Origin of the sequence: Streptomyces sp. NPDC050988, assembly GCF_044456225.1 — a bacterium.
Classification (GTDB): Bacteria; Actinomycetota; Actinomycetes; order Streptomycetales; family Streptomycetaceae; genus Streptomyces.
On the sequence record NZ_JBITFQ010000002.1, the window covers coordinates 432,284 to 456,455 of the forward strand.

The window sequence follows — 24,172 nt, forward strand, 5'->3', positions numbered from 1 at the left end:
TGAGAGACGGGTGCTACACCCTGACATCTGTCAGGGACGCGACGTCCCAGGCACGGTCTACCGTTCGAGGCGCTGCGTCGGGGGACCTCTTGGTCGCTGCGGCAGCTCGGGCAGGAACGACATGATCGCTCCGGTCGGGTGCAGTAGTAGCCATTGTGACGACGTGACGAAGGTCCCGGCAGGCCAGCAATACGGCGAAGAGCCGATCTGTGGGCGCCCTCAGCCCTTCGACCAGGGAGAAGACATGCGCAGTATCCGCCGGATCTTCAGCGTGGGAACGGCCGCGCTCGTGCTCGGGGCAGGGCTCATGGCCGGTTCTTCCGGTGCGGCGCAGGCGGCGCCGTCGGACTGCACGGGAGGTGCGGCGGGTTTCACCGACATCCCGGACAGTCTCAGCGGTCGCGGTGTGGCGGGGGCCGGGGCAGTGTCGATCGACTTTCCCGCCAACGTGCCGTACGCCGTCGCCTCATACGCGATGCAGACCGGCAACGTCGGCGGCAGGGAGATGGGGTGGGGCGTCCTGAGCACCAGCTCCAGCATCTGGGGCCCCGGTGCCGTAGGCAGCGTCTGGATGGATGTCACCAACGACGGCAAGAATTCGTGGATCCAGTGCGGCCCGTTCGCTGTGAGTTCGGGCGGCGTCAGGATCACGACGCCGGCCTACCCGACCAGCAGTTCGGCGAGTCGGGCCTTCCGTGTCTGCGCGCAGGTGACCACCCCCGTCCACCACAGCGGCATTGCCTGCACTCCCTGGTGGTAGTCCCCGACTCCTGGGAACACGACCTGTCCGCAAGCCTTCTTGGACGCCGTTTCCTTTGGTGCTGATGGTGCCTGCCGGACGGCGGGCCTGTAGGCCAGGGCCGGCCGCGGTCATATGGGGCACAAGCAGCGGTTGAGGGCCGCACTCCGCGCTGGGGTGCGCCCTCGGCGCGTGTCGTGTGGTCACAAGGTCCAATGGCCGTGCGGCACGGTGATGAGTTCACCGTGCGGCGCGGTCCTGAGTACCTTGGCGTAGCCCGCCGGGGCCATGAAGTACACGCCACGGCCACGGTCGTTGTGGTTGATCGCGCCGGGCTGCTTCCTGCACTCCGCCACCAACTGAGCCACCGCGATCTCGACCCCGGCACTTCCCACGCCTTTGGCGGCGCCCTCGACGAGAAGGGTGCGCTCCCGCAGGGGCCGAGCGCTCCAAGCCCACCCATCGCGTACCAAGGACAGTGAGCCGGTCGCGCTTCCGGAGGGGTCGGGGCACGCTTGAACCAGAACTCGTGACGCACGGGGCCGCCCGGTGCGGGGGCGAGTCGGCATGCGGTGCCCGAGAACAGAGCACGGGACGAGGTGACCACGGATGCGCCACGGGGTCGCGCCCTCGTTCCGGCAGGGCTCTCGCAGCTCTCCTATCCCTCGCAGCCCGTGTATCCCGTGTAACCCCCGGAGCGCCCGTAACCCTCGCGGTCCTCGCAGCCGTCGTCACCCTCTCGCACTGGAGCGGAGCGCGGGACATGCCCCGCCTTTCGGACCCGTCTGAGCCCTCTGAGTCGTCTGAGCCCGCTGAGCCGTCCGGCTCAGCGGGGTCTCGGGGCTCTGCGGGGGCACCCGAGGATTCGAGGGCGCAGGATTCTCCGGATGCCGCGCACCCCGGCCGACCCTGCAGAGGCAGGAGCAGGGGCGCGGCCAGGGCTCGGGGCTGGACTCATCTCCACGACCACGACCACGGCCGCCGGCACAAGCACCGGTCGGCGGAACTTGGACACTTCCTCCACGACAGAGGCACGCACGTATGGCGGCGCGGCAAAGAAGTTGAGCTGATGCACCGGGCCATGGGCTTCGCGGCTCTGGGTCTGGTGACGCTCGCGCCGCTGCTGATCGTGGTCGCGGCGGCCCTTCCGATCCAGGAACGCGGCTTCGCCCTGTGGATCGTGGACGGCATGGGGCTGTCCGGACGCCCCGCCGACGCCGTACAGGACGTGTTCGCCGCACCCGGCAAGGTCCTGAGCACGACCAGCGTCCTGAGCGTGGTGCTGCTCGCGCTCTTCGGCGTGACGTTCGCGGGCAGTGTCCAGACCGGCTACGAGAAGGTGTGGGACCTGGCGGCCGGGCGCTGGCACACCGTATGGCGACGCGTGGTGTGGCTCGTCGCTCTGACGGCCTATCTCTTCGCCGAAGCGCAGAGTGTGGCCGTCCTGGGGCCGGGAACCCTGCGCTCAACGGGCCGGATCGGGCTGTCCGCGCTGCTCGGCTGGCTCTTCTTCTGGTGGGGGCAGCGTTTCCTGCTGGGCGGCCGTATCCCCTGGCGTGCCCTCTTGCCGGGCGCCGTCGCCACGGTGGTGGGGCTGGGCGGTCTGCGCCTGTTCTCCTCCCTTGTCTTCTCCCCGCTCATCGTGAGCAACGCGGTCTCGTACGGTTCTGTCGGCACCGTACTGATCGTGACGTCCTGGCTCATCGGCGTCGGCTTCGTCGTCTTCGGCGGCGCCCTCCTCGGTCGCTATTGGTACGTCCACGAACCGCACCATGTTCCGCACCCCCATCCTCACCACCGTTCCCGCAATCGCTCCCGCAACCGGGACCGCTCAAGGAAGCGCTGAGGCTCCGAAGCGCCGAAGCAGCCGTCGGCCTGGCCGGGGCAGCCCACCTGGCCGACGGCTGCGTGGCGAAGTCGGCGGACAAGCCGTTGGAGCGCCTAGCCGGCAGCAGCCGCCTCGGCAACCCCGCGCTCGGTTGGTTCCGCGGCGCCGGACGGCGTGCGGTAGGCGCGGAGGGGTGCGTTGGTCGCGGCCACGGCGGCAATCGCCAGGATGGCGGACAGGCCACCGGCGACCAGGGAGAAAGAGGCGGAGGTGGCCGACGCCAGCAGGCCGCCTCGAAAATTACCGAGTTCGGGGCCCGCGACACCGATGACGTGTTCCACGGAGGAAACCCGTCCCCGGTACGCATCCGGCGTCTCCAACTGGACCAGGGCACTGCGCGTGACCACGGACACCGTGTCGGCGGCGCCCGCCACGGCCAGGCAGCCGAGCGCCAGCCACAGTGGCCCGGCCAGGCCGAAGCCTGCCAGCGCCACACCCCAGACGCCGGCCGCGATCAGCTGGACCAGGCCGCCACGGCGTCGGCGTGTCACCGTGCCGGAGAGCAGGCCGGCCGTGATCCCCCCGACCGCGACGGCCGAGAGGAACAGGCCGAGGGTCTGCGGGCCGCCGTCGAAGCGGATTTCGTTGACCAGCGGGAAGAGTGCGATGGGCATGGCGAGCAACGTCGCGGACAGGTCGGTGGCCATCGAGCCCCACAGTGTCGGACGGCGCAGGATGATCCCCCAGCCGCCGCGTTCCGGTCGGCGCCTGCCGCCCTTCGCGTCGACGCCCTCGGGCTTCATGGCCGGGAGGCGGATCACCGCGAGCATCGAGACCGCGACACTCACGGCTTGTACGGCGTACGCGGCCGGGAAGCCCCAGCGGGCGATGATCAGCCCGGCCAGCGCGGGACCGGCCAGCATCGCCGCCTGGAATGAGACGTTGGTCAGCGCGAGACCGGCCGCGACCTGGTCGGAGGGGAGCAGCCGGACCGGGAACGTACGCCGGGCAGGGGCGCCGAGCGCGCCGCAGGCGGTCCCCATGGCGACCAGGGCGAGCAGCAGCGGCACGTTCCGGTTGTCCGCCAGCGCCTGGGCACACAGCCCCGCGGCGGCCAGCAGTTGGCCCGCGGCGGTGGCCCGTACCACCGCACGTCGATCGACGGAGTCGGCCAGCGCGCCGCCGAGCAGCCCGAACAGCACCATCGGCAGGCCGGTCGCGAGCCCGATGGCGCCGGTACTCACCGGGCTGCCGGTCAGGTCCCACACCTGGGCCAGGACCGCCACGCCGGCTATCTGCCCTCCGAGTTGGGAGGCCGAGGAGCCGATCCACAGGTCGCGGAACGGTCGGCTGCTTCGCAGCGGGCGGGTGTCGAGGAACCGGCTACGGCGTCTCATCCCGCCGGCTCGACGAGGTGATGGAGAATCCGCTGCCGCATGGACCGGTGCTCCAGCGCCCGGCGCACCTCCTCGACGACGGTGGTCAGCGCGTACGGGATCTCTGCGTCCAGCTCAGCGACTGTCGCGTGCGTGGCGCGCCACTCGGCCTCCAGGAACGGCACCAGCGACCGGCCGCGCTCGGTCAGGTCGATCCGCCGGGTGCGGGCGTCGGGACCTGGCTCCGAGGTGACCAGATCCTCCCTTCGCATGGCGGCGACGGTCTGGCTGATCGCGGAGTGCGAGCGGTCCAGGGACTCGGCGAGCTCGCGGATGGTCAGCGGCCCGGTGTGGGCGAGCCTGATCAGCGGATAGGCGAACCGCGGCCGGACCCCCTCGATGCCACGCTCGACGTAGACCTGCTCGATCTCGGCGTCCATGGCGGCCAGCAGCTTGTGGAGCGACTGCCAGGGATCGGGCAGCGCCGTGGGATCTGAATATGTCACAGCGCTAATATAACAGCGCTGCGGTAATCGGGCAGTCCTTCACCTGAATCTTGAGTCGCAGCGGCCACGGGGCTCCGCAGAACAGGACGACGGCAACCTGCCACCCGAACTCCTGGGCCGCGCACACCACTTCGGCCGCCTCGGCGGACCGTCGCCACCTCGGCGGACTGTCCGTTCGACAATGGCCGTCAGTTGGGGTTCCAGGTCCGGCGCGCCGCATCAGGAGAGGCCACCGGCCTCATCGGGCGCACCCGTTCCAGTTGCGGGAGCGCCCGCTGACCGGAGGGGTTTCCGGCGTATACGCTCCCTTTCTGCGGCCGTACGAATCGCACAGGCGAACAGGGGGAGTTCGAGGTGCAGGCGCTGCGCGAAACGGATCCTCGGTGGATCGGCCCGTACGCGGTTCTGGGCAGACTCGGCGCGGGCGGCATGGGCGAGGTCTACCTCGCCGAGGCGCCCGCCGGCCCGCGACTGGCCGTCAAACTGGTGCGGGCCGAGCACGCCGAGGACCGGACCTTCCGGGCCCGTTTCCGTCAGGAGGTGCGGGCGGCGCGGACCGTGGGCGGGCCCGGGACGTACATCGCCCGTGTCGTCGACTCGGACACCGAAGCCGAACTGCCCTGGATGGCCTCGGAGTTCATCGATGGCCCGAACCTGCGCGACGCCGTCCTGGACCACGGCCGACTGCCTGAGGAGGCGGTGCGATCACTGGCAGCCGCCCTCGGCGAGGCTCTCATCGCGATCCACGGCCGGGGCATGGTCCACCGGGACCTCAAGCCGTCCAACATCCTGCTGGCACAGGACGGACCGCGCGTGATCGACTTCGGCATCGTGCGGGCGCTGGAGGCGACCGCGCTGACCCGCACCGGGACCGTGGTCGGCTCGGTCGGGTACGTCTCGCCCGAACAGATCCGCAACAACGGCCGGGTCGGGCCGCCGAGCGACGTCTTCGCGCTCGGCGCGGTCCTCGCGTACGCGGCGGCGGGGCGTGAGCCGTTCGGCGAGGGCCAGGACGCGGTGGTCCTGATGCGCATCATGAACCGGGACTTCGATCTGTCCGCGGTCCCCGAGGGCATACGGTGGCTCGTCGAGCCCTGCCTGCGGGAGGAACCGGAGGAGCGGCCCACTCCCGGCGAGGTGATGTCGGCGGTGGCCCACACGCCCGAGTCACTGCGGGAGAGCTGGCACCCGGGGTGGTACACGGCCGCCGCGGCGGGCTCCGAATCCTCCGAGGGCGTCGAGCGGTGGCTCCCCGAGCGGGACTCCGGGGAGCAGGAGAGCCGGGTCGAGTACGTGGCTCCGCTGACCGTCACCGACGTGCCGGCCGACGCGTCCTCGGCGCCACCGTCCCGGCGACGGCTCCTTCAGGGGCTCGCGGCCGGGACACTGGCCGCCGCTGGTGTCGGCACCGGAGGATGGCTGTGGCTGCGGGATCGGGGCGGCGACGGAGAGGCCGGGGGCGGCAACTCACCGTCGGCACGCCCGTCGGCCACGCCGCAGCCCGCGGTCGTGGACTGGGCCTACGGCACCGCCAGGCTCAGCGAGATGGGCGGGCCCAGTGTGACGCTCTCGCCCGACGGCGACACTCTGTACTTCGGGGGCGTGGACGGCAAACTGCACGCCGTGTCTCCGGACGGCAGGGAGCTGTGGAAGACGGATCTGGGCGAACCGCCCCTGTATGGAGGGCTGGTCGGGGGCTCCGTGGCCACCGACGACGGCGCCTACTGCGTGTACGGCCACGGCCAGAAACTGTGCGCGGTGGATGCCGGCGGCCGCGTGCGCTGGGAACGCGAGTTCCCTGAGGGCGACTACGGCACGATGCCGGTACTGGCCGGAGAACTGGTGCTCGTGACCACCGGCGGGTCCGCCAAGAAGCACATGGTTCGCGCGTACCGGTCCGACGGGAGTCTGGCCTGGCGCGCAGGCCTACCCGACGGGGCGGAGGAGCCTCCGGTCGTGGCCGACAACGTGGTCTACGTGGCCCTCTACTCCGAGGAGCTGATCACCCTCGACGCCAAGAAGGGAACACGGCTGTCGGGCTTCCAGACGGCATCCTCCGACAGACGGCCCGCCGAGTTCAACGGGACCGCCGTCGTCCCGCCCACCGACACCGGCTCCAAGGGCCTGGTAGTCCACTCGTTCGCCGGAAGACTCGTGGCGGTCGACTTCGACGACGGGTCCAAGGCATGGACGATGGATGGCCAGAGCGGCACGACGAGCAGCGAGCCCACCGTCCATGAGGACCTCATCTACGCGTTCCTCGGCGAAAAGCTGTTCGTCGTGGACCGCGACGGCGTCCCGCGGCGAGTGCTCACCTTCCCCAGGACGCCTCTCCTGACGGAGTACCGACCCGTGGTCGACAGCCGGCACGTGTACGTGGCCACCAACAGGGGCATCGCCGCAGTCAACCTGCCTGCGTAGCCCAACAGCCAGTCACTCAGCCCCGGTCGACGTGGTCCTGGGCCGTGTCGCCGACCCGTCGGTTCCCCGGGGGTGCCTCATCGCCCAGTCCGCCGCGCAGTCACTGACGCTGAAGGAGGAGAACAGCATGCAGGTACGTGGCCTGCTCGACGTGCAGCGTCAACGAGTGCGCGCGGCGCTGGCGGACTCGTCGGCCGACGCCCGTACCCTCGACGAGCTCGCCACGTTCGTCGTCGCCGTCAACCAGTCGCTGGGCGTCCTGAGCCGTGCCGGCACCTCGGACGCCGAGCTGCGCTCCGTGACCCGGCTCGCCGCCGGCGGAATCTCAGCACCTGGGCATCGACAGCGCGAACCAGCCCTCATCTCAGTGGGTTTGGACCCCTGTTGGCGATCGCTCGGGCATGATCTGTGACTGCGAATGACCCCGCCCTGGCGTCGCAAGGTGTCTTGGACACGGTCGCGCCCAGTGTGCGGGTCGCCGACGACGAGGTGGGAGAAGCGTGTGATCGTCTGGGTGAACGGCGCGTTCGGCAGCGGGAAGAGCACGCTGGTGGATGAACTGCGGCCACGTTGGCCCGAGGCTCTCGTCTATGACCCGGAGATGGTCGGGTATGTGCTGCGCGAGATCGTCGAGGTGCCGACCGGCGATTTCCAGGATCTGCGATTGTGGCGGCGGCAGGTCGCGGACCTGGCCGTGGGTCTGGTCCAGGAGTATCAACGCCCGGTCCTGGTGCCCATGACACTGGTCAATCCCGGGTATGCCGGCGAGATCTTCGGCGCACTCAAGGACGCGGGCATCGTCACGCACCACTTCTTCCTCAAAGTCCCGCCGGAAGTCTTGGTCAAGCGGATCGACGGACGGAGCTTCACCCCCGACGATCCCGCCAAGGACGAACAGGTCCGGCAGTGGTGCAAGGACAGGATCGAGCCGTGCACGGCCGCGGCCGACACTTTGCCCGGCGACACCGTGTTCCTGGACGGCGAGCTGACCCAGCAGGAACTGGCCGACAGCGTGCTAGCCCGTGTCAATGGCAGCCGGACCAGGTGATCCCCCGCAAGTGGGCCAGAGCGAGCACGGCCTAACAACCCGTCGGCAGACGTCGCCACCGTGTACCGATCTTCTGCCGCCGGGCTGTCAGCTACCAGGTCGGAAGACGCTCAGCGCTCCCTGCCGCCACACCCCACCTGCCCGGATGGGCGACCGCTCCTACGCCTTGATGTCTATGGGGCCGGCGCATGCCTCAGGCCCGGCGGACTTCCCCACGCACCCATAGAGGTCCAGAGAGGTCCCTTCGTCGAGATTGCCGGTGTTCCACCCGGTGTAGTAGGGGTAAGCGTGTCCGTACGTCGAGACCGAGCGCTCGGTGCCATTCGTGCTGGGCCATATGGTCACCCCCTTGATGCCGTACCCGTCGGCCGCGCCGTCATACGCCCGCAGCGCGTCTCCGGGGGTGCCGAAGCTGTCCGGGTCCGCGTTCCAGTTCACGTATCCGGCGTAGTCGCCGTTGAGGTAGAGGTATATGGTCGCCGACTTGTTGCCGTCGTAGTGGCTCACTGTGTAGGTAACGTTGAAAGCCGCGCTGGCGGTGCCTGCGCCGACGCTGAGTGTGACGCCGACCATCACGGCGGTCGCAGCCAGCAGGGTAGCGATCCGGTTCCTCATATTGACCATCAGAAGCCCTTCCGCAGCAGCAGTGATCGAATCAGATGAGGATGCCAGGTCGCTGTCCAGTTGTCGTTGGCTTTCCGTCCACAGTTCCTTGGCAATGCGTCTCCTGCCCTGCCACGACGAGTAGATGAGCTGCCGCTCGGAACTCGAGGAACGCCGCGATGCGCGCGCAGTACCTGACCTGCGGTCAGACCTCCGAGAGACACGGCACATGTGCTGGTCCACGTGACTCACCCCCGTGGCCACCAAGCCGTCGCCGCGGCCCGTCACGCTCGGGCGGCACAGGAAGAACGCCTACGGCAGCGCTTCGGCACCACGGCCGTCCAGCGCCGCGAGGTCAGGCCACTCCGATAAGCGAGTTCGAGGAACGATACCGCTCAACAGGCAGCCACCAAGCGCCTGTTGGGCCGAAGCGCGTTTCCTCGGTTCCAACTGTCCCGACGGGACCATTCGGGATCCTCACACAAGCTGTGCACAACCATTCGTATGCCCCGCGTGTCACACCAGGCAGGAGCAAACGCCTGCAAGAAGTACAAGGGGGAAATATGAGATTCAACCGTTCTGTCCTGACCGGTGCCGCTTTGGCGGCCCTGGCGGTGGGAGCCACCACCGCGTTGGCGGCACCCGCCTCCGCCGCACCGAACACCACACCGCAGAAGGTCTGCGGAAGCAGCTACAAGACCGTGAACTCAGCGCCTGTCGGCTCGTTGGGCACCGTCTACCTGACGTACAACTCGTCGAACGGCGAGAACTGCGTCGCGACCATCCGCAACAACCCCGGCACCGCGGTGGACATGTCCACCTGGATCTACGTCCCCGACACCGATGAAGGTGCGGAGGACTACGGGCGGTACACCTCGTACGCGGGTCCTGCCTACGTGTACGGCAAGGCCCACTGCGTCGACTGGGGCGGCCACATCAACAACGTGTACGTGCAGATAACGGGCTCCAACTGCCAGGCGCTCAAGGAGCACCGGTCCACCTTCACCCGCTGACCCGCTCCTCCCCCGGCCACCACCTCCCGTACCGCCGGCTCCCGCCACCGACCATGCGGAGCCGACAGTAATCGCGACCGCGCCCACGACCAGCCGCTCGCACGGGAACCCGTAGTGGTTCGGCCCGCCCTGGCAGACTCACGGATTCTGCCAGGGCGGTGGCGCGTTCGGGCCCTCCACCACAGGGAGTACCCGACCATTCGCACGACCCACAATCGGCGCGGATCGCCGACCGGACAGCTGGGTACCACTACGAGCCAGCACCCTCTTGAGCCCCTGGATACTCATGAGTGCTGTGTCACACCTGTGTGCGACTATCGCCTCAACTACCAATGATCCAGGGGGGATTCCATGTCGGACGATGACTCCAGTCTGCCTGCGAGACGCGGGCGGGCGGCCTTGTTTCCGGCCGTGTTCGCCGCTCTCACCGCACTGTTTGCCTCATTGCTGACCCTGACCGGGGCGAGCCCCGCCGTCGCTGCCGACGAGGAGTGCGCGCCGCTCGCACTCGCGCCCTTCGGCAATCCGGGCGACGCCGTCGGCAAGGCCCGTGTCGCGCCCGACTCAAGCGTCTGCTACACCGTCACCGTCATGACACCGGGCCTCTATCTGGCACCGGCACTGGACAGCAGTGGCAACAAGATGACCAGGCAACTGCTCGCCGCCGACGGCAGCACGGTGGACTGCTCCGGCGACGCGTACACCACGCAAGGCATGTGCACGGTGCCTGCGGCCGGCACGTACACGCTGAGGGTCCTCAACACCGGCTGGGAGGACGAGGACACGTCGGTCACCTTCGTGCCGCTCGGCTCCACCCGAGGCTGCGCGGACGCCGTCGGTACGAACTGGGACCAGCCAGAAGTCACCCGTACGACCGTGAGTCCGGTCGAGGTCGACTGCCAGCCTTTCGAGGGTGAGCGAGGCGACCGAGTCCGGCTCACCTACGGCTCCAAGGTGTACGGCGACTCCCTCGCCTGGATCACCGATGCGACCGGCGCCCGGATCTGCGAGCGGTTCCCGGACGACAACGAGGACAGCTGTCTCCTGCCCGGCAACGGCCCCTATCGCGCGATCTCCACCGTATGGCGCGCGGAGAACGGCTTCCCCACCGAGTATGCGGTGAAGGTGCGTCGGCTCAGCGACCCGCAGGGCTGCACCACCGCGCCGGTCCGCCCGTACGGCCCGCTGGAGCAGCAGGATTTCACCACCAACCCGTGCTTCACCTTCACGACGGGTGCGGCAGGCCCGTACACCGTGCACTCCGTGAGCGAGGACCGGGCGGTCGAGGTGGCCCGGGTGTACGACGCGGCCGGGCTGAGCGTGTGCCGGTACGGAGCCGATCCGTGCCCGATCAAGGCGCCGGGCACCTACACGGCCGTCCTCGACGGCACATATCCCTTCCCTGGGTCCCGGACAGGCCTGGCCGTCCTCGACCGCGCCTCCAACGCCGGGTGCCTGACGACGGGGATCGGCCTGCACCAGGGCGAGTTGAGCACAGTCGGGCAGTACGACTGTCTGGCGCTGGACGCTCCACAGGGCGCCAGGATCGGCGCGCTGACCCCGCTCTCCTCCTCCGGCGTCGACGTCGACGTGGAGGTTCTCGACCGGGATGGCGCGGCCCAGTGCGACGCATCCGAACTGGGCAGCGGTGACTGCGAGTTGGCCGGTGCGGCTCCTTTCCGCGCGCTGGTGCACACCGAGGACAGCGGGGAGGACGCGACAGGCCCGTACTCCATCGCCTTCCACCGCACCGATGCCGCGAACGACTGCCCCGTCCTGCCCGCGGGAAGCTTTGCGGCCAACGGCGCCAAGGCCACGCTGACCACCGGTAGCGGCGCCTTCTCACAGTGCCTGAGTGTCCCCGCGGACGAGCACACGAACGTCGAGGTCTTCCAACTGGCCGCCACCTCCGGTGGTGTACCGGCGAAGTTCTCGGTGCTGGACTCCACCGGCAAGAAGGTCTGCGACCGTATTGCCACCACCAACGGCTGGACGCTCTGCCCGCTGACCCCCGGCGTGGCCCACACCGTGCTCTTCACCGGCCGCGACCAGGCCGCCACGTACACGCTGACTCGGCGCGACGTCACCTCGACCGCCCCCTCGGCAGGTTGTGTGCAGACCGCCGCGGCCAAGGTCGGCGGCCCGTCCGTCCTCGGTACGTACGGCGACCCGGGCTCTCTGAACTGCCATCAGGTCACCACCGACGCCACCACGGATGTCATCCACCTCGACGTGCGGGACGCGCTGGGCACCGCCAATATCGTCGTCCTCGGCGGTGACGGCACCGCCGAGTGCTCCTTCCGCAACCGCTCCTGCGCGGCGACGGGGTCCACCACCCACCAGGTCCTGGTGCAGACTCCGGCCACACTGAAGGCTGCGCCCGAGTACAACTTGGACGCCCTGCGCATCGCGACCGCGGACGGCCCGTCGCCGGAGTGCACCAGAGTCCCGTCCGTGTCCTACGGCTATGGGCCGGTCACCGGAACACTCGACGAGTCACATACCGCGGTGTGCGCGGTCCTGCCCACTGCCGGTCTCGACCGCTTCAACGCGGAGATCACGGACACCACCGGATCCACCGACACCGCGGTGCCCGCCCTGTACAACAGTGCCTGGAACAACGGCTGCACGATGTCATCCTCAGGCAGTCTGTGCGCGGTGGGCGGTTCGTCCTCGGCGGCCAGCCCGAGCCTGTTCGTGCTCGGCCTGCCGGAGAAGGCGTCCAGCACGGCCTACAGCGCCAAGCTGGCCTGCACCTCCGAGCCCTGCGGCCCGGACAAGGTGACGGTCACCGCAGTCAGCCCGGACACCGGGGTCGCCGGCGGCAAGGTCACACTCACGGTGACCGGCACCGCGCTGCCCGCGAACGCGACGGTACGGCTGGCCCGGAGCGGCAAGACCCTCACCGCCACGACGCAGTCGGTCTCCGCGGACAACCGGACACTGACCGCGACCCTCGATCTGTCCGACGCGGCCGCCGGTGCCTGGAACGTCAGCGTAATCACCACCTGCTGCGAGTACTTGCGGGGCACATTCACCGTGACCCCCGGACCCGAATTGCGGAGTGCTGGCCCCCCGATGGCCTCCGGCACGGCCAACACGGGCACCAAGGTCACGGTGGCGGCTGGGAGCTAGTCAGCTACAACTCGGGCTCCCACGCGCTGATCTGGCGCGGGCCACGTTCGGAGCAACACCCCGGACGTCGCATCCCCGCACTATCAACACAGCCAATCCATGGAACCCATCAGGGATTTCGTCTCCGCCGCGAGAGCACTGCCCGCGTCGCCGGCCCCCGCGCATCTCACCAAGGTGCTGCTGCGCGCGGGCCGGCTCGACGCGGCGCCTCGACGGGTCCTCCTCGCCGAACGTCTCGGGTGAGAGCGCCGGGAGAGTGCGGGCGGCCGGTCAGAATGGCATCCGGCCCCGCGTACGACGGCCGGCGGCGCCGCTGCGGCCGACGGCTCGGGAGCTGCTGCTGAAGGGTTTGCGCAGCAGCCTGCCCAGGGGACCTGGCGCCTTGCCCGCGACCTGGCCGCCAGCTCCGAGGGTGCGTTGCGTTCCGTTCTGGGGGTGGCGTGACAGCCTGGGCAGCAGGAACGCGAGCACGAGCAGGACGACGCAGACGACAACGATACCGACGATCATCATGAACTGAGTCCTCCTTCTATTGGGTCCTTCACCGGGCCCTTCACCCGCCCTTCGTTGGGCGAAGTGCCCGGGTACCCACACGCCGACGTCACCCGCGCTCTCCCGCTTCTGCGCCAGCCCGAGGACCACCTGGGCGGCCCTCGGCAACCACACGATCCCGTTGCTGCGCCGCTGGGACCAGACGCGCCCCGGGACTCCGCTGGAACCGCTCCGCATCGACGACCATACGGCGGGACTCACACAGGGCAAGGTCGATGCGGCCATGTTGCGCGGAGCGGTCACCACGGCCGGGCTCCGCACGGAGCCGCTGCTGTCGGAGGAGCGGGTGGTGGTCATGCCGGCAGGCAGCCCGCTGGCGGCTCTCCCCCGGATCACCCTGGTGGACCTCGCTGCCCATCCGATCGCCCTCAACACCGTTTCCGGCGCCACGACGATGGACCTGTGGCCGTGAACGGCCCGACCCATCACCACCATCGAGGTGACCAACACCGGTGAATGGGTCATCGCCATCGCCGCGGGCCGCGCCGTAGGGGTCTCTACATCGGCCACCCCGAGCAACTACACGCACCCCTCATTGGTCTACCGCCCGCTCGCGGACGGAGGCAGCTGAACCAGTCGTCAGCGAGGTCGGCGGGTGTTGAGGCGGGCCGCCTGGCGGGTGAGGTGGTTGCGTTCGGCGAGGTTGGGTGCCTTCTGGGCCGCCTCGGCGTACAGCCGTGCCGCCGTCGTCAGGTCACCGTCGCGTTCGTGGAGGTAAGCGGCCACCGCGGTGTGGCGGGGCAGCGAGTCGTCCAGTGCCGCGAGCGCCGCCAGACCGGCCCGCGGTCCGTCGGCCTCGCCGACGGCGACCGCGCGGTTGAGACGCACGACCGGGTTGTCGGTCAGGCGGGCGAGCTCGTCGTACCACTCGACGATCTGTACCCAGTCGGTCTCCTCCGCGGCAGGCGCATCCGCGTGGAGAGCCGCGATGGCGGCCTGGGCCTGGAACTCGCCGAGGCGGTCGCGGGCGAGAGCCGCCTGAAGGATCTCCACGCCCTCGGCGATCGAGGTGGTGTCCCATCGGCCGCGGTCCTGGTCGGCGAGCGGAACGATGCTGCCGTCGGGTGCGGTCCGGGCGGCGCGCCGGGCGTGGTGGAGGAGCATGAGGGCGAGCAGTCCCGCCACCTCGGGGTGGTCGATCACGGCGGCGAGTTGCCGGGTGAGGCGGATGGCCTCGGCGGCGAGGTCGACGTCGCCGGAGTAACCCTCGTTGAAGACCAGGTAGAGGACGCGCAGGACGGTGGCGACGTCGCCGGGCTGGTCGAAGCGCACGTCGGAGACGGTGCGCTTGGCCCGGCTGATGCGCTGGGCCATCGTCGCCTCCGGCACCAGGTAGGCCTGGGCGATCTGCCGGGTGGTGAGCCCGCCGACGGCGCGCAGCGTGAGCGCGACCGCGGATGACGGTGTCAGCGACGGGTGGGCGCACAGGAAGTAGAGCTGGAGCGTGTCGTCCGCCGCCGGTGCGGGCCCGGGTGCCGGTTCCTCGTCGACGAGGTCCTCGCGCCGGCGGCGGGCGGTGTCCGCCCGGGTCGCGTCGAGGAACTTGCGCCAGGCCACGGTGACCAGCCAGCCCTTCGCATCGCGCGGCGGGTCGGCGGGCCACACGCGGATCGCCTCGATGAGCGCGTCCTGCACGGCGTCCTCGGCCGCCGCGAAGTCGGCTCCGCGGCGGACGAGGATCCCGAGCACGTTCGGCGTGAGGCTCCTGAGGAGGGCCTCGTTCACTTCCAAGTGCATTCCGTGGCCGTGGGCGCGCTGTAGAACGGACGCAGCTCCAGCCACTCGTGGATCGGCTTGCCACCCGCCCCGGGGGCGGCCGACAGTTCCCCAGCCAACTCGACGGCACGCTCGTAGCTGTCGACGTCGATGATCATCCAGCCGGCGATGAGGTCCTTGGTCTCCGCGAACGGCCCGTCGGTGACCGGCGGACGCCCCTCACCGCCGTACTGGACGAACGTCCCCTCCGGAGCCAGCGCCTTGCTGTCGACGAACTCGCCGCTCTTCTCCAGCCGCGCCGCGAAGTCGTTCATGTACTGCACGTGCGCCGAGATCTCCTCGGGCGTCCACTGGTCCATGGGTACGTCGTTGACCGCGGCCGGGGCGCCCCGGTAGTGCTTCAGCAGCAGGTACTTGGCCATGATGTCTCTCCTCGGTGCCGTGCGACCCATTGTGGTCGCGTTCACTGCGGGGACGGAGCCAGCCACGGGTTCTCGACATCGCCGTCCAAGTTTTTCTAGTGCGGCTTGCTCACGTCCACGGGGATCCGGCGATGGATGTCCTCGATCAGGGTCCGCATCGCCATGCGGAAGATCTCGGACTGGTGGTCACCGAGGAATGAGGTGTGTCCGAACACCTCCAGGACGACGAGGCCGTGCAGGTGTCCCCACGCGCTCAGCAGGAGAGCGGTCGAGGCCGGCGGCAGATTCCCGAAGCCGTAGTGGGGCAGTTGTTCCAGGTATGCCCGCAGTGAGGGCGAGAGTGCGGGGGTGTCGGCCGCGGCGAGTTGCTCCGCGGTGAACTCGTCGAACATCTCGCGCTCGAAGATCGAGCTCATCCGGCGCGTCGCCTGGGTGGTCGGGCCGTCGACCGGTGCCGCGTAGTCCCGCAGCGGTGTTCCGTAGAGGAGTTGGAAGCGCTCGGGGTGGGCGATGGCCCATGCGCGATAGCCCTCGGCCGCGACCACCAGGCGCGGCAGGTCCGGTTCGTCCGGCGCGGTCTCGACGGCGGCCTGTACGGCATCGGTCAGGTCGTCATACGCCTTGGCGACGAGGGCCGTGACGAGGGCGTCCCGGCTCGGAAAGTAGTGGTAGAGCGCCTGCACGGTCATTCCGAGGCTGCGGGCGACCCCTCGCAGGGACAGGGCCGCCGGTCCTCGTTCGGCGATGTGGCGCTCAGCGGCGTCCAGGATCTCCTGTGTGGCGGCGGCCCGGCGTCGCTGGCGCAGGGTGGGCTGGGCCATTGCGTGTTCCTCCGCGGGCATGTGCGGCGACCGTAGGACGGCCGCCCGTGTGGACCACCCGGCAGTGCGGGGTGTGAAGAAAATCTAACACTGCCAAATCTTCTGCCGCGTCACTAACGTCTCTCCCGGCGACGAAGAGTGCGACACCGCACCTGCTTCTGACGGGGTGAAGCGACTCCGCAGAGCACCGCGCCGGCCCCCGCGTTGGCCAACTCCGGCCTTTTCGCGTCGTTTTCACCGTATGGACATCAAAGGAGATCGGGCGTGTTTGAACGCATAGCCGAACTGGCGATTCGCCGGTCCCGGCTGGTACTCGTCGTCGCCGTCGTGGCGGTGGCCCTCATGGGAGTCCTGGGCGCCGGCGCGTTCGGCAAGTTGCTGGGAGGTGGCTACGACGACCCGGCCTCCCAGTCCTCCCGGGCCGCGAAAGTCATCGACGAGAAGTTCGGCGGGGAGACGAACCTGGTCCTGCTGGTCCGTGCCTCCGAAGGCCGTGTCGACGCCCCGGCCGCCCAGCAGAGTGGCCGGGCCCTGGCGGCCGATCTCAAGAAGGAGAAGAACCTTGAGAACGTGGTCTCGTTCTGGGACACGGCCAGCCCCGATCTCCGTTCCAAGGACGGCCGCGAGGCCATGGTCCTCGCGCATGTGAAGGGTGAGGGCACCGAGCGGGACGAGAACGCCAAGAGCGTCATCGACGCCTACACCGGACCGTACAAGGACGCGTTCACGGTCCAGGCAGGCGGCAGTGCCGCCGTGAACAGCGAGATGGGCACTCAGACGGGCGAGGACCTCGTACTGGCCGAGGGCATCGCGGTGCCGCTCACCCTCGTGCTGCTCCTGCTCGTCTTCGGCAGCATGGTCGCCGCCCTGCTGCCGCTGGCGATCGGGATCATCGCCATCATGGGCACGTTCGCGGAGCTGTTCATCCTCGGCAGCGTCACCGACGTCTCCGTCTTCGCGATCAACCTGACCACGGCTCTGGGCCTCGGCCTCGGCATCGACTACGCGCTGCTGATGGTCAGCCGGTTCCGGGAGCAGCTCGCGGCAGGGGCGAGCGTGGACGACGCCGTACGGCGGACGGTGAGTACCGCGGGCCGTACGGTCGCGTTCTCCGCCGCGACGGTCGCGGCCGCGCTCGCGGCACTCATGGTGTTCCCGCAGTACTTCCTCCGCTCGTTCGGCTATGCCGGGGTCGGTGTCGTCGCCATCGCGGCCGTCAGCACCCTGTTCGTCATGCCGGCCCTGTTCGTCGTCCTCGGGCACCGGGTCAACAGCGGGCGACTGCCGTGGGCGAAGGCGAACCGTGGGCGCTCCGACTCCCGGGACCCGTTCTGGGGACGGCTGGCCGGCACCGTCATGCGGCGGCCCGCGCTGACCGCGCTGCCCGTGCTCGCGGTCCTGCTGGTGGCGGCGAGCCCGCTCCTCGGCATCACCTTCGGCACGCCGGACGAACGGGTGCTGCCCGAGGACTCCGAGAGCCGTCAGGTCTCGTCGGTACTGCAGGAGAAGTTCAACGGCAATGACAGCGCGGCCCTCCACGTCGTCATCGACAAGGCAGTGAGCAAGGCCCCATTGGAGTCGTACGCGGTAGAACTGTCCGGGCTCAAGGGCGTCGTCCGCGTCGAGACCAGCGCGGGAACCTACGCCGACGGAGGGCCCGCTGCGACCGACCCCGGCAACGCCGCCCTCGGCCGCCCCGACGCGCAGCAGATCAACGTGGTGAGCACCCTGTCACCGAAGTCCGACGCGGCGCAGAACCTGGTCGATGAGGTACGGGCGGTCGCCCCGCCCACCGGGTCACAGTCTCTGGTGGGCGGAGTCGACGCCGTACTTGTCGACTCCAAGGACTCCGTCGGCAGCCGGCTCCCGCTCGCCGTGGCCCTGGTCGCGCTGACCACCTTCCTCCTCCTCTTCCTGTTCACCGGCAGCGTCGTACAGCCGCTGCGTGCGCTGGTCCTCAACATGATCAGCCTGGGAGCGACCCTCGGCGTCATGACCTGGATCTTCCAGGACGGCAACCTCTCGTCCCTGCTCGGCTTCACGGCGCAGCCGATGGATGTGTCCATGACCGTGCTGATGTTCTGCATCGCCTTCGGCCTCTCGATGGACTACGAGGTGTTCGTCACCAGCCGGATCAAGGAACTCCACGACCTGGGCGAGGACAACGAGTCCGCCGTGACCAACGGCCTCGGGCACACGGGACGCATCGTCACCGCGGCGGCCTGTCTGCTCGCGGTGAGCTTCTTCGCCTTCGGAACCGCCAAGCTCAGCTTCATGCAGCTGTTCGGCCTGGGCAGCGGACTGGCCATCCTCATCGACGCCGTCGCCGTACGCGGCGTCCTCGTCCCCGCCGCGATGCGCCTGCTCGGCCGCTCGGCCTGGTACGCGCCCGGCTTCCTGCGAAAGTTCCACGGGCGGTTCGGCCTCAGCGAAGGCGGCCCCGCGCCCGCGGCCGCACGGGAGTCCGCGGCGGAGCCGCCGTACGTGAAGAACTCGACGGGGGTCTGACCGCCCAAGCCCATCCGACGCTGTGTGCCCGCCTCTGCGACACGAGAGGCGGGCGCTGCCGCGCATGGGGCACGCGGAGGGCGTGAGGACGCTCTTCCCCCACTCACTCACCCACCCACCCACCCAGCCAGCCAGCCAGCCAGCCGCGGATGTTGGTCAGCTGACCGGGACTGCTGCACCCGGCGGACCACCGGCCGCTCGCTCTCCTCCACGGCGAGGCGCTCCTGTTGCAGCACGTCATCGACGACACGCATGACGTCTGTCATGAACAGTGATGACAGGTCGCGCCACTCTCGCTGTCCATTCGGGCCTAGCTTGGACCGAGGCCCGCTCCCGAGGGCCTCTCGCGATGCCGACGGTTGGAAATGGACCATGCAGAACAAGACCCTCATTGTCGAAGATCTGATGCTGCTGCTGATGGACGACAAGTCGGGAGCGATCGCGGGAGCCGGCACGCTGTACTACACCCTCGGCGGCGCCGTTCTCGTCGAACTCGGCCTCGACGGACACATCACGGTCGACGAGAACGACAAGGGACTGAACGGTCTGAAGGTCCACGCAGTCTCCGGCAAACCGCTGTCGGACCCTGTGCTCCGGAGCGCCCATGAGAAGGTCGCCGACCGAGTGCGAGGTGTGCAGACGCTTCTCATCGAGATCGGCACCGGGTTGCGCGAAACCGTTCTCGAGCGACTCGTCGAGCGGGGCATGCTGCACCAGGAGAGCAAGAAGACGCTGGGCGTGTTCCGTTCGACTTCCACGACGGCCGCGGACACCCAGCACAAGAAGGCCCTCATGGAGAAGGTCCGCGCCGTCCTGGTCTACGGCGAGGAGCCCGATGCCCGTACCGCGGCCGTGCTCGGGCTCCTCTCCGCAAGCGGCACCCTGCCGAGCCTGCACCGCTCCATCCCGTGGTCGGGCAAGGTCTACCAGCGTGCGAAGGAACTGGAGCAGGCCAGTTGGGGTGCCGAAGCGGTGAACACCGCCGTGATGCGGACCGTCGCAGCGGTGTCCGTAGGCACCGCTGTCGCCGTCACGGTCACCAGCTAGGGCGCAACCGGGACGTGTCCGAACGATCACGCAACTCCCCGAGTTTCCGAACGATCACGCAACTCCACGGTTCCGGGGCTGCGGGCTCCGCGGCGAGCGGGCACCAGGTCAGACCCGCCAGTCGAGTTGCCGCTCGGGGACACCGACGGAGCGGCCATGATCCTGGGCTTCGCGACGGCCCTCGGCCTGCCCGCGCGGGTAGCGGAAAACCCTCTCGGCGAAGATCACGAACGTGTCGCGCGAGGTGTGGAAGTCGGCGTACCAGCCTCCCGTTGACGAGAGACTTGACGCCAGCTGATCCGCGAGTCGCTCGGCTTCGCGCTCGTCGGCGGCGAAGTCCAGCAGTGTCCAGAGCCGTGGCTGGTCCTGCCCGGGGTCGGTCATCTCGACCCGTGCCAGCCTGGTGATCCGCAGTGGGATTCCCGTCAACTGGGCCCCACCCCGCAGGCTTTCGGCGATCAGTACACCTTCGAGCATCTGTACCTCCTTGGTGTCGGTGGGGTTCTTTCCTTCTCGGGACCCTCCCGAGCATCCCTCAGTAGAGTTCCCGGCGATCGAGCACGGTCGAGCACGGTCGCCCGAACGCGTAGTGCCGGAGGGCCACACAGAAGGATCACGACGCGGATGGGGCAGAAAGCTCGAAGAGCTGGTTGAGAGCCTGAGTATCTGGCAGACGGGCGACTAGGCCGAAGCGGCTGTGACCTGCTAGGACGGGTTGCAGAGGCGATCGGAGGCAGTCAGAGGCGATCCCTCTGATATTGGCTCCCAGTCGGCCTCTGAGGGGATGCCAGCCTCCATCGGCGCCAGGCTTACGAAAGCCCCCAGGGCGGGAATCCTGGGGGCTTCGCCTGCACCGATCGGAGGGCGTACCGCGCATTCAGGGCGACGACCGAACAGCCGTCCTGAGTGGATACAGGCGCGACGACGAACCGCAGTCCGTCGCGCTCGCGCAGGGTTCGAGCGGTCCCCATGGCCCGCCGTAACCCGTCCACCTCCGCCGCGGCTCCGTGCCCGCAGTACTCCTTGTACTCAAGGTCGGCCCCCAGGTGTGCCGCTGGCGCGCCGCCGACCATGGGCACCGGGGGGGCCACGCGGCCGGCACAGCGCAGGCGGCCGTGGAACCCGTTGCCACCAGATGTTGGTCGAGCGTCCAAGACGCTGCGATACCCTGGCTGGGACACACATTCCGCTCTCGAAGCAGAAAGCGATCCAGATGTCTCGTATGGCAGCGAAGGACCGGCGCGAAGAGCTGATCGCGGCGGGGTTTCGGGTGATGATCCGCGACGGAGTCACGAAGGCGACCACGCGCGCGATCGTCAATGAGGCCAAAATGCCGCTGGGCGTCTTCCACTACTGCTTCAAATCGCGCGAAGAACTGCTTCAGGAAGTCCTCACCCGCTTTACCGACAGCACCGTGGCCGCCGCGCGGAAGACGTTCGAAGCGGAGGGCGACCTCGAATCGCGTATCACCAAGAGCCTGAGCGCCTTCTGGGGCACGGTCGAGCTCAGTCCGGGAGAACACCAGGTCAGCTATGAACTGACGCACTACGCGTTGCGCCAGGCCGGGTTCGAGGATCTGGCCCGACGTCAGTACCAGCACTACCGGGAAGTCCACCAGGAACTCCTGGAGGAGGCCGCCAAGGCCGCTGACATCGAGTGGGCCGTACCCGTTCCGGTGCTGGCCCGCTATCTCAACGCGGTGCTCGACGGCGTCACCCTGAACTGGCTCGTCGACCGCGACAGCGAGCACAGTCGCGAGGTCCTGCGTCTGACGGGCGACCACCTCTTGACACTCGCCCGCGAGCGGAGCCGGCCGACAGCGGAGCCGAGCCCGGCGACAACAGAGCCGGGCCCGGCGTCGTAGTCGCCACTCGCAGGGAAAGCGGCCGGAACCGCTCCGCAGAACCGGGAGCGGCGCCGCGTCCCCTACGTCTGCGCCGCCTACCCGGACGAGTCGCCTACTGGAACAGATCGGGCTCTTCCGCCGTGATCTGATCCCAGAGCGGACGGAACTGGAACCAGCCCGGCAGCGCACCGGAGATCTGGTCACGGACCATCCGCGCCGTCTCGGGGTCGATGAGGTGCGGCTCCCCGGCGGCCATGGCCAGCAACTGGGCCTGGCAGGAACGCTCCATAGTGATGAAGTACCAGGCCGCCTCGGCGACGGACGCCCCGACCGTGAGCAGTCCGTGGTTCCGCAGGACGACGGCCTTGCCGTCGCCCAGGGCCGCGCCGATGCGCCGGCCCTCCTCGGTGTCGTTGACCACGCCCCGGTAGTCGGAGTAGATGCCGTGGTCCTCGTAGAAGGCGCAGGCGTCCTGGGTGATCGGCTGCAGCGGGACGCCGAGGCTGGAGAAGGCCTTGCCGTGCACGGAGTGGGTGTGTGCCGCCGCGACCACGTCCGGCCTGGCCCGGTGTACCTCGGAGTGGATGCAGAACGCGGCGTTGTTCACCGGGCGCCTGCCTTCCAGGAGCGTGCCGTCGTGGTCGACGAGGATCAGGTCGGAGACGCTGATCTGGCTGAACGACATGCCGAAGGGGTTGACCCAGAAGGCCGACGGGTTCTCGGGGTCACGGGCCGTGATGTGTCCGGCCACGCCCTCGGAGAAGCCGAAGCGGGCGAACAGCCGGAAGGCGGCGGCGAGTTCCTGCTTGCGCACCTCGCGCTCCTGCTCGAAGCTCAGGTTCTGCTGGGGCAGCGGCAGGAAGACGCCTTCGGGCAGGGTGACGACGGAGTCGTGCGTGGGCGTCTCGGGTGTCGTGGTCATGGTCTGGCCTCTCGAAGGTCCGGCAGATGTGTGAGCTGCGAGTGCGTGAACTGCGGGGCGTGAAGCGCTACTTGGCGCGGCCGCGCAGGCCGGCCCCGTACATGACGTCCACCAGGCGGAGGATGAACCGGTAGGCCGAGGGCTCGTACGGGATCATGTGCATGTCGCGGCGCATCGGGAACCGGTTCGCGCTGATGGCCTGGAGCCTCGTGTACTTGAGGAATCCCTCGGCTCCGTGGCGGACACCGAGGCCCGATTCCTTCCAGCCGCCCATCGGCAGACCGAGGGCCATGTAGTTGGTCTGGGCGTCGTTGATGGTGACGCAGCCGGCCTCGAACCGTTCGGCGAGGCGGCGGGCGCGCTTCAGGTCCGACCCGATGATCGAGGCCTGAAGCCCGTACTTGCTGTCATTGACCAGCCGGAGGGCTTCCTCGGCGTCGGCGACCTTCATCACGGGCAGCGTGGGGCCGAAGGTCTCCTCCCGCATGCACTTCATGCTGTGGTCGACGTCAACGAGCAGCGTGGGTGCGAAGAACCGGCCGGGCCCTTCGGACGCCTTCCCTCCGACGAGTACGCGGGCGCCCTTGCGCACGGCGTCGGCGACATGGTCCTTGATGACCGCCAGTTGGGGAGGGAAGGTGACGGCGCCCACGTCGACACTGCCGAGCCCGGCCGGCCGACCCGAGGTGACCTGCTGGAACCGTTCACGCAGCAGGGCGATGTACGCGTCGTACACCGGTTCTTCGACATAGACCCGCTCCACCGAGGTGCACATCTGACCTCCGTTGGACAGGGCCCCCTGGATCGTGACGCTGACGGCCCGCTCCAGGGAGGCGTCGGCGAGGACGACCAGGGCGTCCTTGCCGCCGAGCTCCAGCGAGCAGGGGATGAGACGCTCGCCCGCGCGGGCCGCGACCAGGCGGCCGGTCCTCGTCGATCCGGTGAACATCACGAAGTCCACGGAGTCCACGACCGCCGCGCCGGTGGCCCCCGCGCCCGTGACGACCTGGAAGACGTCCTCGGGCCAGCCGCACTCACGGGCCATCCGCTCCATCAGCAGCGCGGTCAATGGCGTCTGTTCGGAAGGCTTCAGGACGACCGCGTTCCCCGCGGCGAGGGCGGGGATGGCGTCACCGAAGGAGTTGAGCAACGGGTTGTTCCACGGGCCGATGACTCCGACGACACCACGCGGCACCTGGCGCGTGTACATACTCCGGCCGAGGACGAACGGCGAGAGGGAGCGGATTCTCGTCGTGGCGAGCAGGCTGCGGGCCTGCTTCGCCCAGTAGGCGAAGGCGCTGGCGCAGTAGACGATCTCGACGATCGCGTCCTCCTCCGCCTTCCCGTTCTCCTCGACGATGCAGTCAGTGACCTCCTCGCGGTGGGCCAGGAGCCAGCGGCGGCCCCGCGCGAAGAACTCGGCACGGGCACGGATGTCCAGCTCGGCCCAGCCCTTCTGCGCCCGCCGGGCGCGCTCCACCGCCTGCGCCACCTCTTCCGCGGACGTCTCGGAAACCTCGCCGACCACCGCTCCGGTGGCGGGGTTGTCCACCTCGATGCGTGCACCCGTCGGGGGGCCACCTGTCATGAGCGCTTGATTCTGAGTCACGGAAACTCCCCACCGGAACGTTGACTTCTCTTCACTCAGAATGAGACGGTCAGTCGTACA

At 69.0% G+C, this 24,172-nt stretch carries 23 protein-coding genes and 1 pseudogene; 13 read left to right on the plus strand and 11 right to left on the minus strand.

Annotation, left to right across the window (positions count from 1 at the left end; all coding sequences use genetic code 11):
* The first annotated feature begins 244 nt into the window (after nucleotides 1-244).
* Nucleotides 245-760, plus strand: a complete 516-nt coding sequence (locus ACIBEI_RS06755; RefSeq protein ID WP_398885775.1) for a hypothetical protein — start codon at nucleotides 245-247, stop codon at nucleotides 758-760.
* Nucleotides 761-1,098: 338 nt separating this feature from the next.
* Here ACIBEI_RS06755 and ACIBEI_RS06760 read toward each other — a convergent pair.
* A pseudogene (locus tag ACIBEI_RS06760) lies at nucleotides 1,099-1,205 on the minus strand (NADP-dependent oxidoreductase); the annotation flags it as partial.
* 603 nt (nucleotides 1,206-1,808) lie between these two features.
* On the opposite strand from ACIBEI_RS06760, the gene ACIBEI_RS06765 reads away from it, so the two are divergent.
* Nucleotides 1,809-2,585, plus strand: a complete 777-nt coding sequence (locus ACIBEI_RS06765) for a YhjD/YihY/BrkB family envelope integrity protein (RefSeq protein WP_398885777.1) — start codon at nucleotides 1,809-1,811, stop codon at nucleotides 2,583-2,585.
* Nucleotides 2,586-2,680: 95 nt separating this feature from the next.
* On the opposite strand, the gene ACIBEI_RS06770 is transcribed toward ACIBEI_RS06765, so the two are convergent.
* Both ACIBEI_RS06770 and ACIBEI_RS06775 read right to left on the minus strand, forming a co-directional pair.
* Nucleotides 2,681-3,964 (minus strand): MFS transporter, encoded by a 1,284-nt coding sequence (locus ACIBEI_RS06770; protein WP_398885779.1) that lies wholly within the window; start codon nucleotides 3,962-3,964, stop codon nucleotides 2,681-2,683.
* Complete coding sequence (locus ACIBEI_RS06775; protein ID WP_398885781.1) at nucleotides 3,961-4,449, minus strand: MarR family winged helix-turn-helix transcriptional regulator; 489 nt, start codon at nucleotides 4,447-4,449, stop codon at nucleotides 3,961-3,963. Before ACIBEI_RS06775 ends, ACIBEI_RS06770 begins: the two co-directional genes overlap by 4 nt.
* A gap of 354 nt (nucleotides 4,450-4,803) precedes the next feature.
* On the opposite strand from ACIBEI_RS06775, the gene ACIBEI_RS06780 reads away from it, so the two are divergent.
* The 3 genes from ACIBEI_RS06780 (at nucleotide 4,804) to ACIBEI_RS06790 (ending at nucleotide 7,918) form a co-directional block, all read left to right on the plus strand.
* On the plus strand, nucleotides 4,804-6,870 hold the full coding sequence (locus ACIBEI_RS06780; protein ID WP_398885783.1) for a PQQ-binding-like beta-propeller repeat protein: 2,067 nt from the start codon (nucleotides 4,804-4,806) through the stop codon (nucleotides 6,868-6,870).
* 127 nt (nucleotides 6,871-6,997) lie between these two features.
* Nucleotides 6,998-7,282 carry a hypothetical protein gene (locus ACIBEI_RS06785; RefSeq protein ID WP_398885785.1) on the plus strand — a complete coding sequence of 95 codons (285 nt, stop codon included), beginning with the start codon at nucleotides 6,998-7,000 and terminating at the stop codon, nucleotides 7,280-7,282.
* A 90-nt stretch (nucleotides 7,283-7,372) separates the two neighbouring features.
* Nucleotides 7,373-7,918, plus strand: coding sequence for an AAA family ATPase (locus tag ACIBEI_RS06790; RefSeq protein ID WP_398885787.1), 546 nt, complete (start codon nucleotides 7,373-7,375; stop codon nucleotides 7,916-7,918).
* 159 nt (nucleotides 7,919-8,077) lie between these two features.
* Here ACIBEI_RS06790 and ACIBEI_RS06795 read toward each other — a convergent pair whose 3' ends face one another.
* Complete coding sequence (locus ACIBEI_RS06795) at nucleotides 8,078-8,533, minus strand: hypothetical protein (RefSeq protein ID WP_398885789.1); 456 nt, start codon at nucleotides 8,531-8,533, stop codon at nucleotides 8,078-8,080.
* A 551-nt stretch (nucleotides 8,534-9,084) separates the two neighbouring features.
* Between ACIBEI_RS06795 and ACIBEI_RS06800 the strand changes: the two genes are divergently transcribed.
* The 3 genes from ACIBEI_RS06800 to ACIBEI_RS06810 all read left to right on the plus strand — a co-directional run bounded on the left by ACIBEI_RS06800 (nucleotide 9,085) and on the right by ACIBEI_RS06810 (nucleotide 12,912).
* A complete protein-coding gene (locus tag ACIBEI_RS06800; protein ID WP_398885791.1) occupies nucleotides 9,085-9,534 on the plus strand; it encodes a spore-associated protein in 450 nt (149 codons plus the stop codon).
* A gap of 351 nt (nucleotides 9,535-9,885) precedes the next feature.
* Nucleotides 9,886-12,669, plus strand: coding sequence for a Tat pathway signal protein (locus tag ACIBEI_RS06805; RefSeq protein WP_398885793.1), 2,784 nt, complete (start codon nucleotides 9,886-9,888; stop codon nucleotides 12,667-12,669).
* A 99-nt stretch (nucleotides 12,670-12,768) separates the two neighbouring features.
* Entirely contained in the window at nucleotides 12,769-12,912 is a 144-nt protein-coding gene (locus tag ACIBEI_RS06810) for a hypothetical protein (RefSeq protein WP_398885795.1), read from the plus strand.
* Nucleotides 12,913-12,939: 27 nt separating this feature from the next.
* On the opposite strand, the gene ACIBEI_RS06815 is transcribed toward ACIBEI_RS06810, so the two are convergent.
* A complete protein-coding gene (locus ACIBEI_RS06815) occupies nucleotides 12,940-13,182 on the minus strand; it encodes a DUF6411 family protein (RefSeq protein ID WP_398885797.1) in 243 nt (80 codons plus the stop codon).
* 19 nt (nucleotides 13,183-13,201) lie between these two features.
* Between ACIBEI_RS06815 and ACIBEI_RS06820 the strand changes: the two genes are divergently transcribed.
* Together ACIBEI_RS06820 and ACIBEI_RS06825 are read left to right on the plus strand one after the other, a co-directional pair.
* Nucleotides 13,202-13,633, plus strand: coding sequence for a LysR substrate-binding domain-containing protein (locus tag ACIBEI_RS06820; RefSeq protein WP_398885799.1), 432 nt, complete (start codon nucleotides 13,202-13,204; stop codon nucleotides 13,631-13,633).
* A 27-nt stretch (nucleotides 13,634-13,660) separates the two neighbouring features.
* A complete protein-coding gene (locus tag ACIBEI_RS06825) occupies nucleotides 13,661-13,792 on the plus strand; it encodes a hypothetical protein (protein ID WP_398885801.1) in 132 nt (43 codons plus the stop codon).
* An 8-nt stretch (nucleotides 13,793-13,800) separates the two neighbouring features.
* Here the strand turns inward: ACIBEI_RS06825 and ACIBEI_RS06830 are convergent, their stop codons facing one another.
* From ACIBEI_RS06830 to ACIBEI_RS06840, 3 genes are all read right to left on the minus strand, one after another.
* Nucleotides 13,801-14,946 carry an RNA polymerase sigma factor gene (locus tag ACIBEI_RS06830; protein WP_398886323.1) on the minus strand — a complete coding sequence of 382 codons (1,146 nt, stop codon included), beginning with the start codon at nucleotides 14,944-14,946 and terminating at the stop codon, nucleotides 13,801-13,803.
* Nucleotides 14,943-15,359: a YciI family protein gene (locus ACIBEI_RS06835; RefSeq protein WP_189842512.1), complete on the minus strand. Its 417-nt coding sequence runs from the start codon at nucleotides 15,357-15,359 to the stop codon at nucleotides 14,943-14,945. The genes ACIBEI_RS06830 and ACIBEI_RS06835 overlap by 4 nt, the downstream gene beginning before the upstream one ends.
* A 95-nt stretch (nucleotides 15,360-15,454) precedes the next feature.
* Nucleotides 15,455-16,201, minus strand: a complete 747-nt coding sequence (locus ACIBEI_RS06840) for a TetR/AcrR family transcriptional regulator (protein WP_398885803.1) — start codon at nucleotides 16,199-16,201, stop codon at nucleotides 15,455-15,457.
* 243 nt (nucleotides 16,202-16,444) lie between these two features.
* On the opposite strand from ACIBEI_RS06840, the gene ACIBEI_RS06845 reads away from it, so the two are divergent.
* A complete protein-coding gene (locus ACIBEI_RS06845) occupies nucleotides 16,445-18,688 on the plus strand; it encodes an MMPL family transporter (RefSeq protein ID WP_398885805.1) in 2,244 nt (747 codons plus the stop codon).
* Between the two features lie 372 nt (nucleotides 18,689-19,060).
* Entirely contained in the window at nucleotides 19,061-19,735 is a 675-nt protein-coding gene (locus ACIBEI_RS06850; RefSeq protein ID WP_398885807.1) for a GPP34 family phosphoprotein, read from the plus strand.
* 108 nt (nucleotides 19,736-19,843) lie between these two features.
* Here the strand turns inward: ACIBEI_RS06850 and ACIBEI_RS06855 are convergent, their stop codons facing one another.
* The gene (locus ACIBEI_RS06855) at nucleotides 19,844-20,212 is read right to left on the minus strand and encodes a hypothetical protein (RefSeq protein ID WP_398885809.1); all 369 of its coding nucleotides are present in this window, start codon (nucleotides 20,210-20,212) and stop codon (nucleotides 19,844-19,846) included.
* 745 nt (nucleotides 20,213-20,957) lie between these two features.
* Between ACIBEI_RS06855 and ACIBEI_RS06860 the strand changes: the two genes are divergently transcribed.
* The gene (locus ACIBEI_RS06860; protein ID WP_398885811.1) at nucleotides 20,958-21,599 is read left to right on the plus strand and encodes a TetR/AcrR family transcriptional regulator; all 642 of its coding nucleotides are present in this window, start codon (nucleotides 20,958-20,960) and stop codon (nucleotides 21,597-21,599) included.
* A 94-nt stretch (nucleotides 21,600-21,693) separates the two neighbouring features.
* Here the strand turns inward: ACIBEI_RS06860 and ACIBEI_RS06865 are convergent, their stop codons facing one another.
* On the minus strand, nucleotides 21,694-22,503 hold the full coding sequence (locus ACIBEI_RS06865; protein WP_398885813.1) for a class II aldolase/adducin family protein: 810 nt from the start codon (nucleotides 22,501-22,503) through the stop codon (nucleotides 21,694-21,696).
* A gap of 67 nt (nucleotides 22,504-22,570) precedes the next feature.
* Entirely contained in the window at nucleotides 22,571-24,091 is a 1,521-nt protein-coding gene (locus ACIBEI_RS06870) for an aldehyde dehydrogenase family protein (protein ID WP_398885815.1), read from the minus strand.
* Between the last annotated feature and the right edge of the window lie 81 nt (nucleotides 24,092-24,172).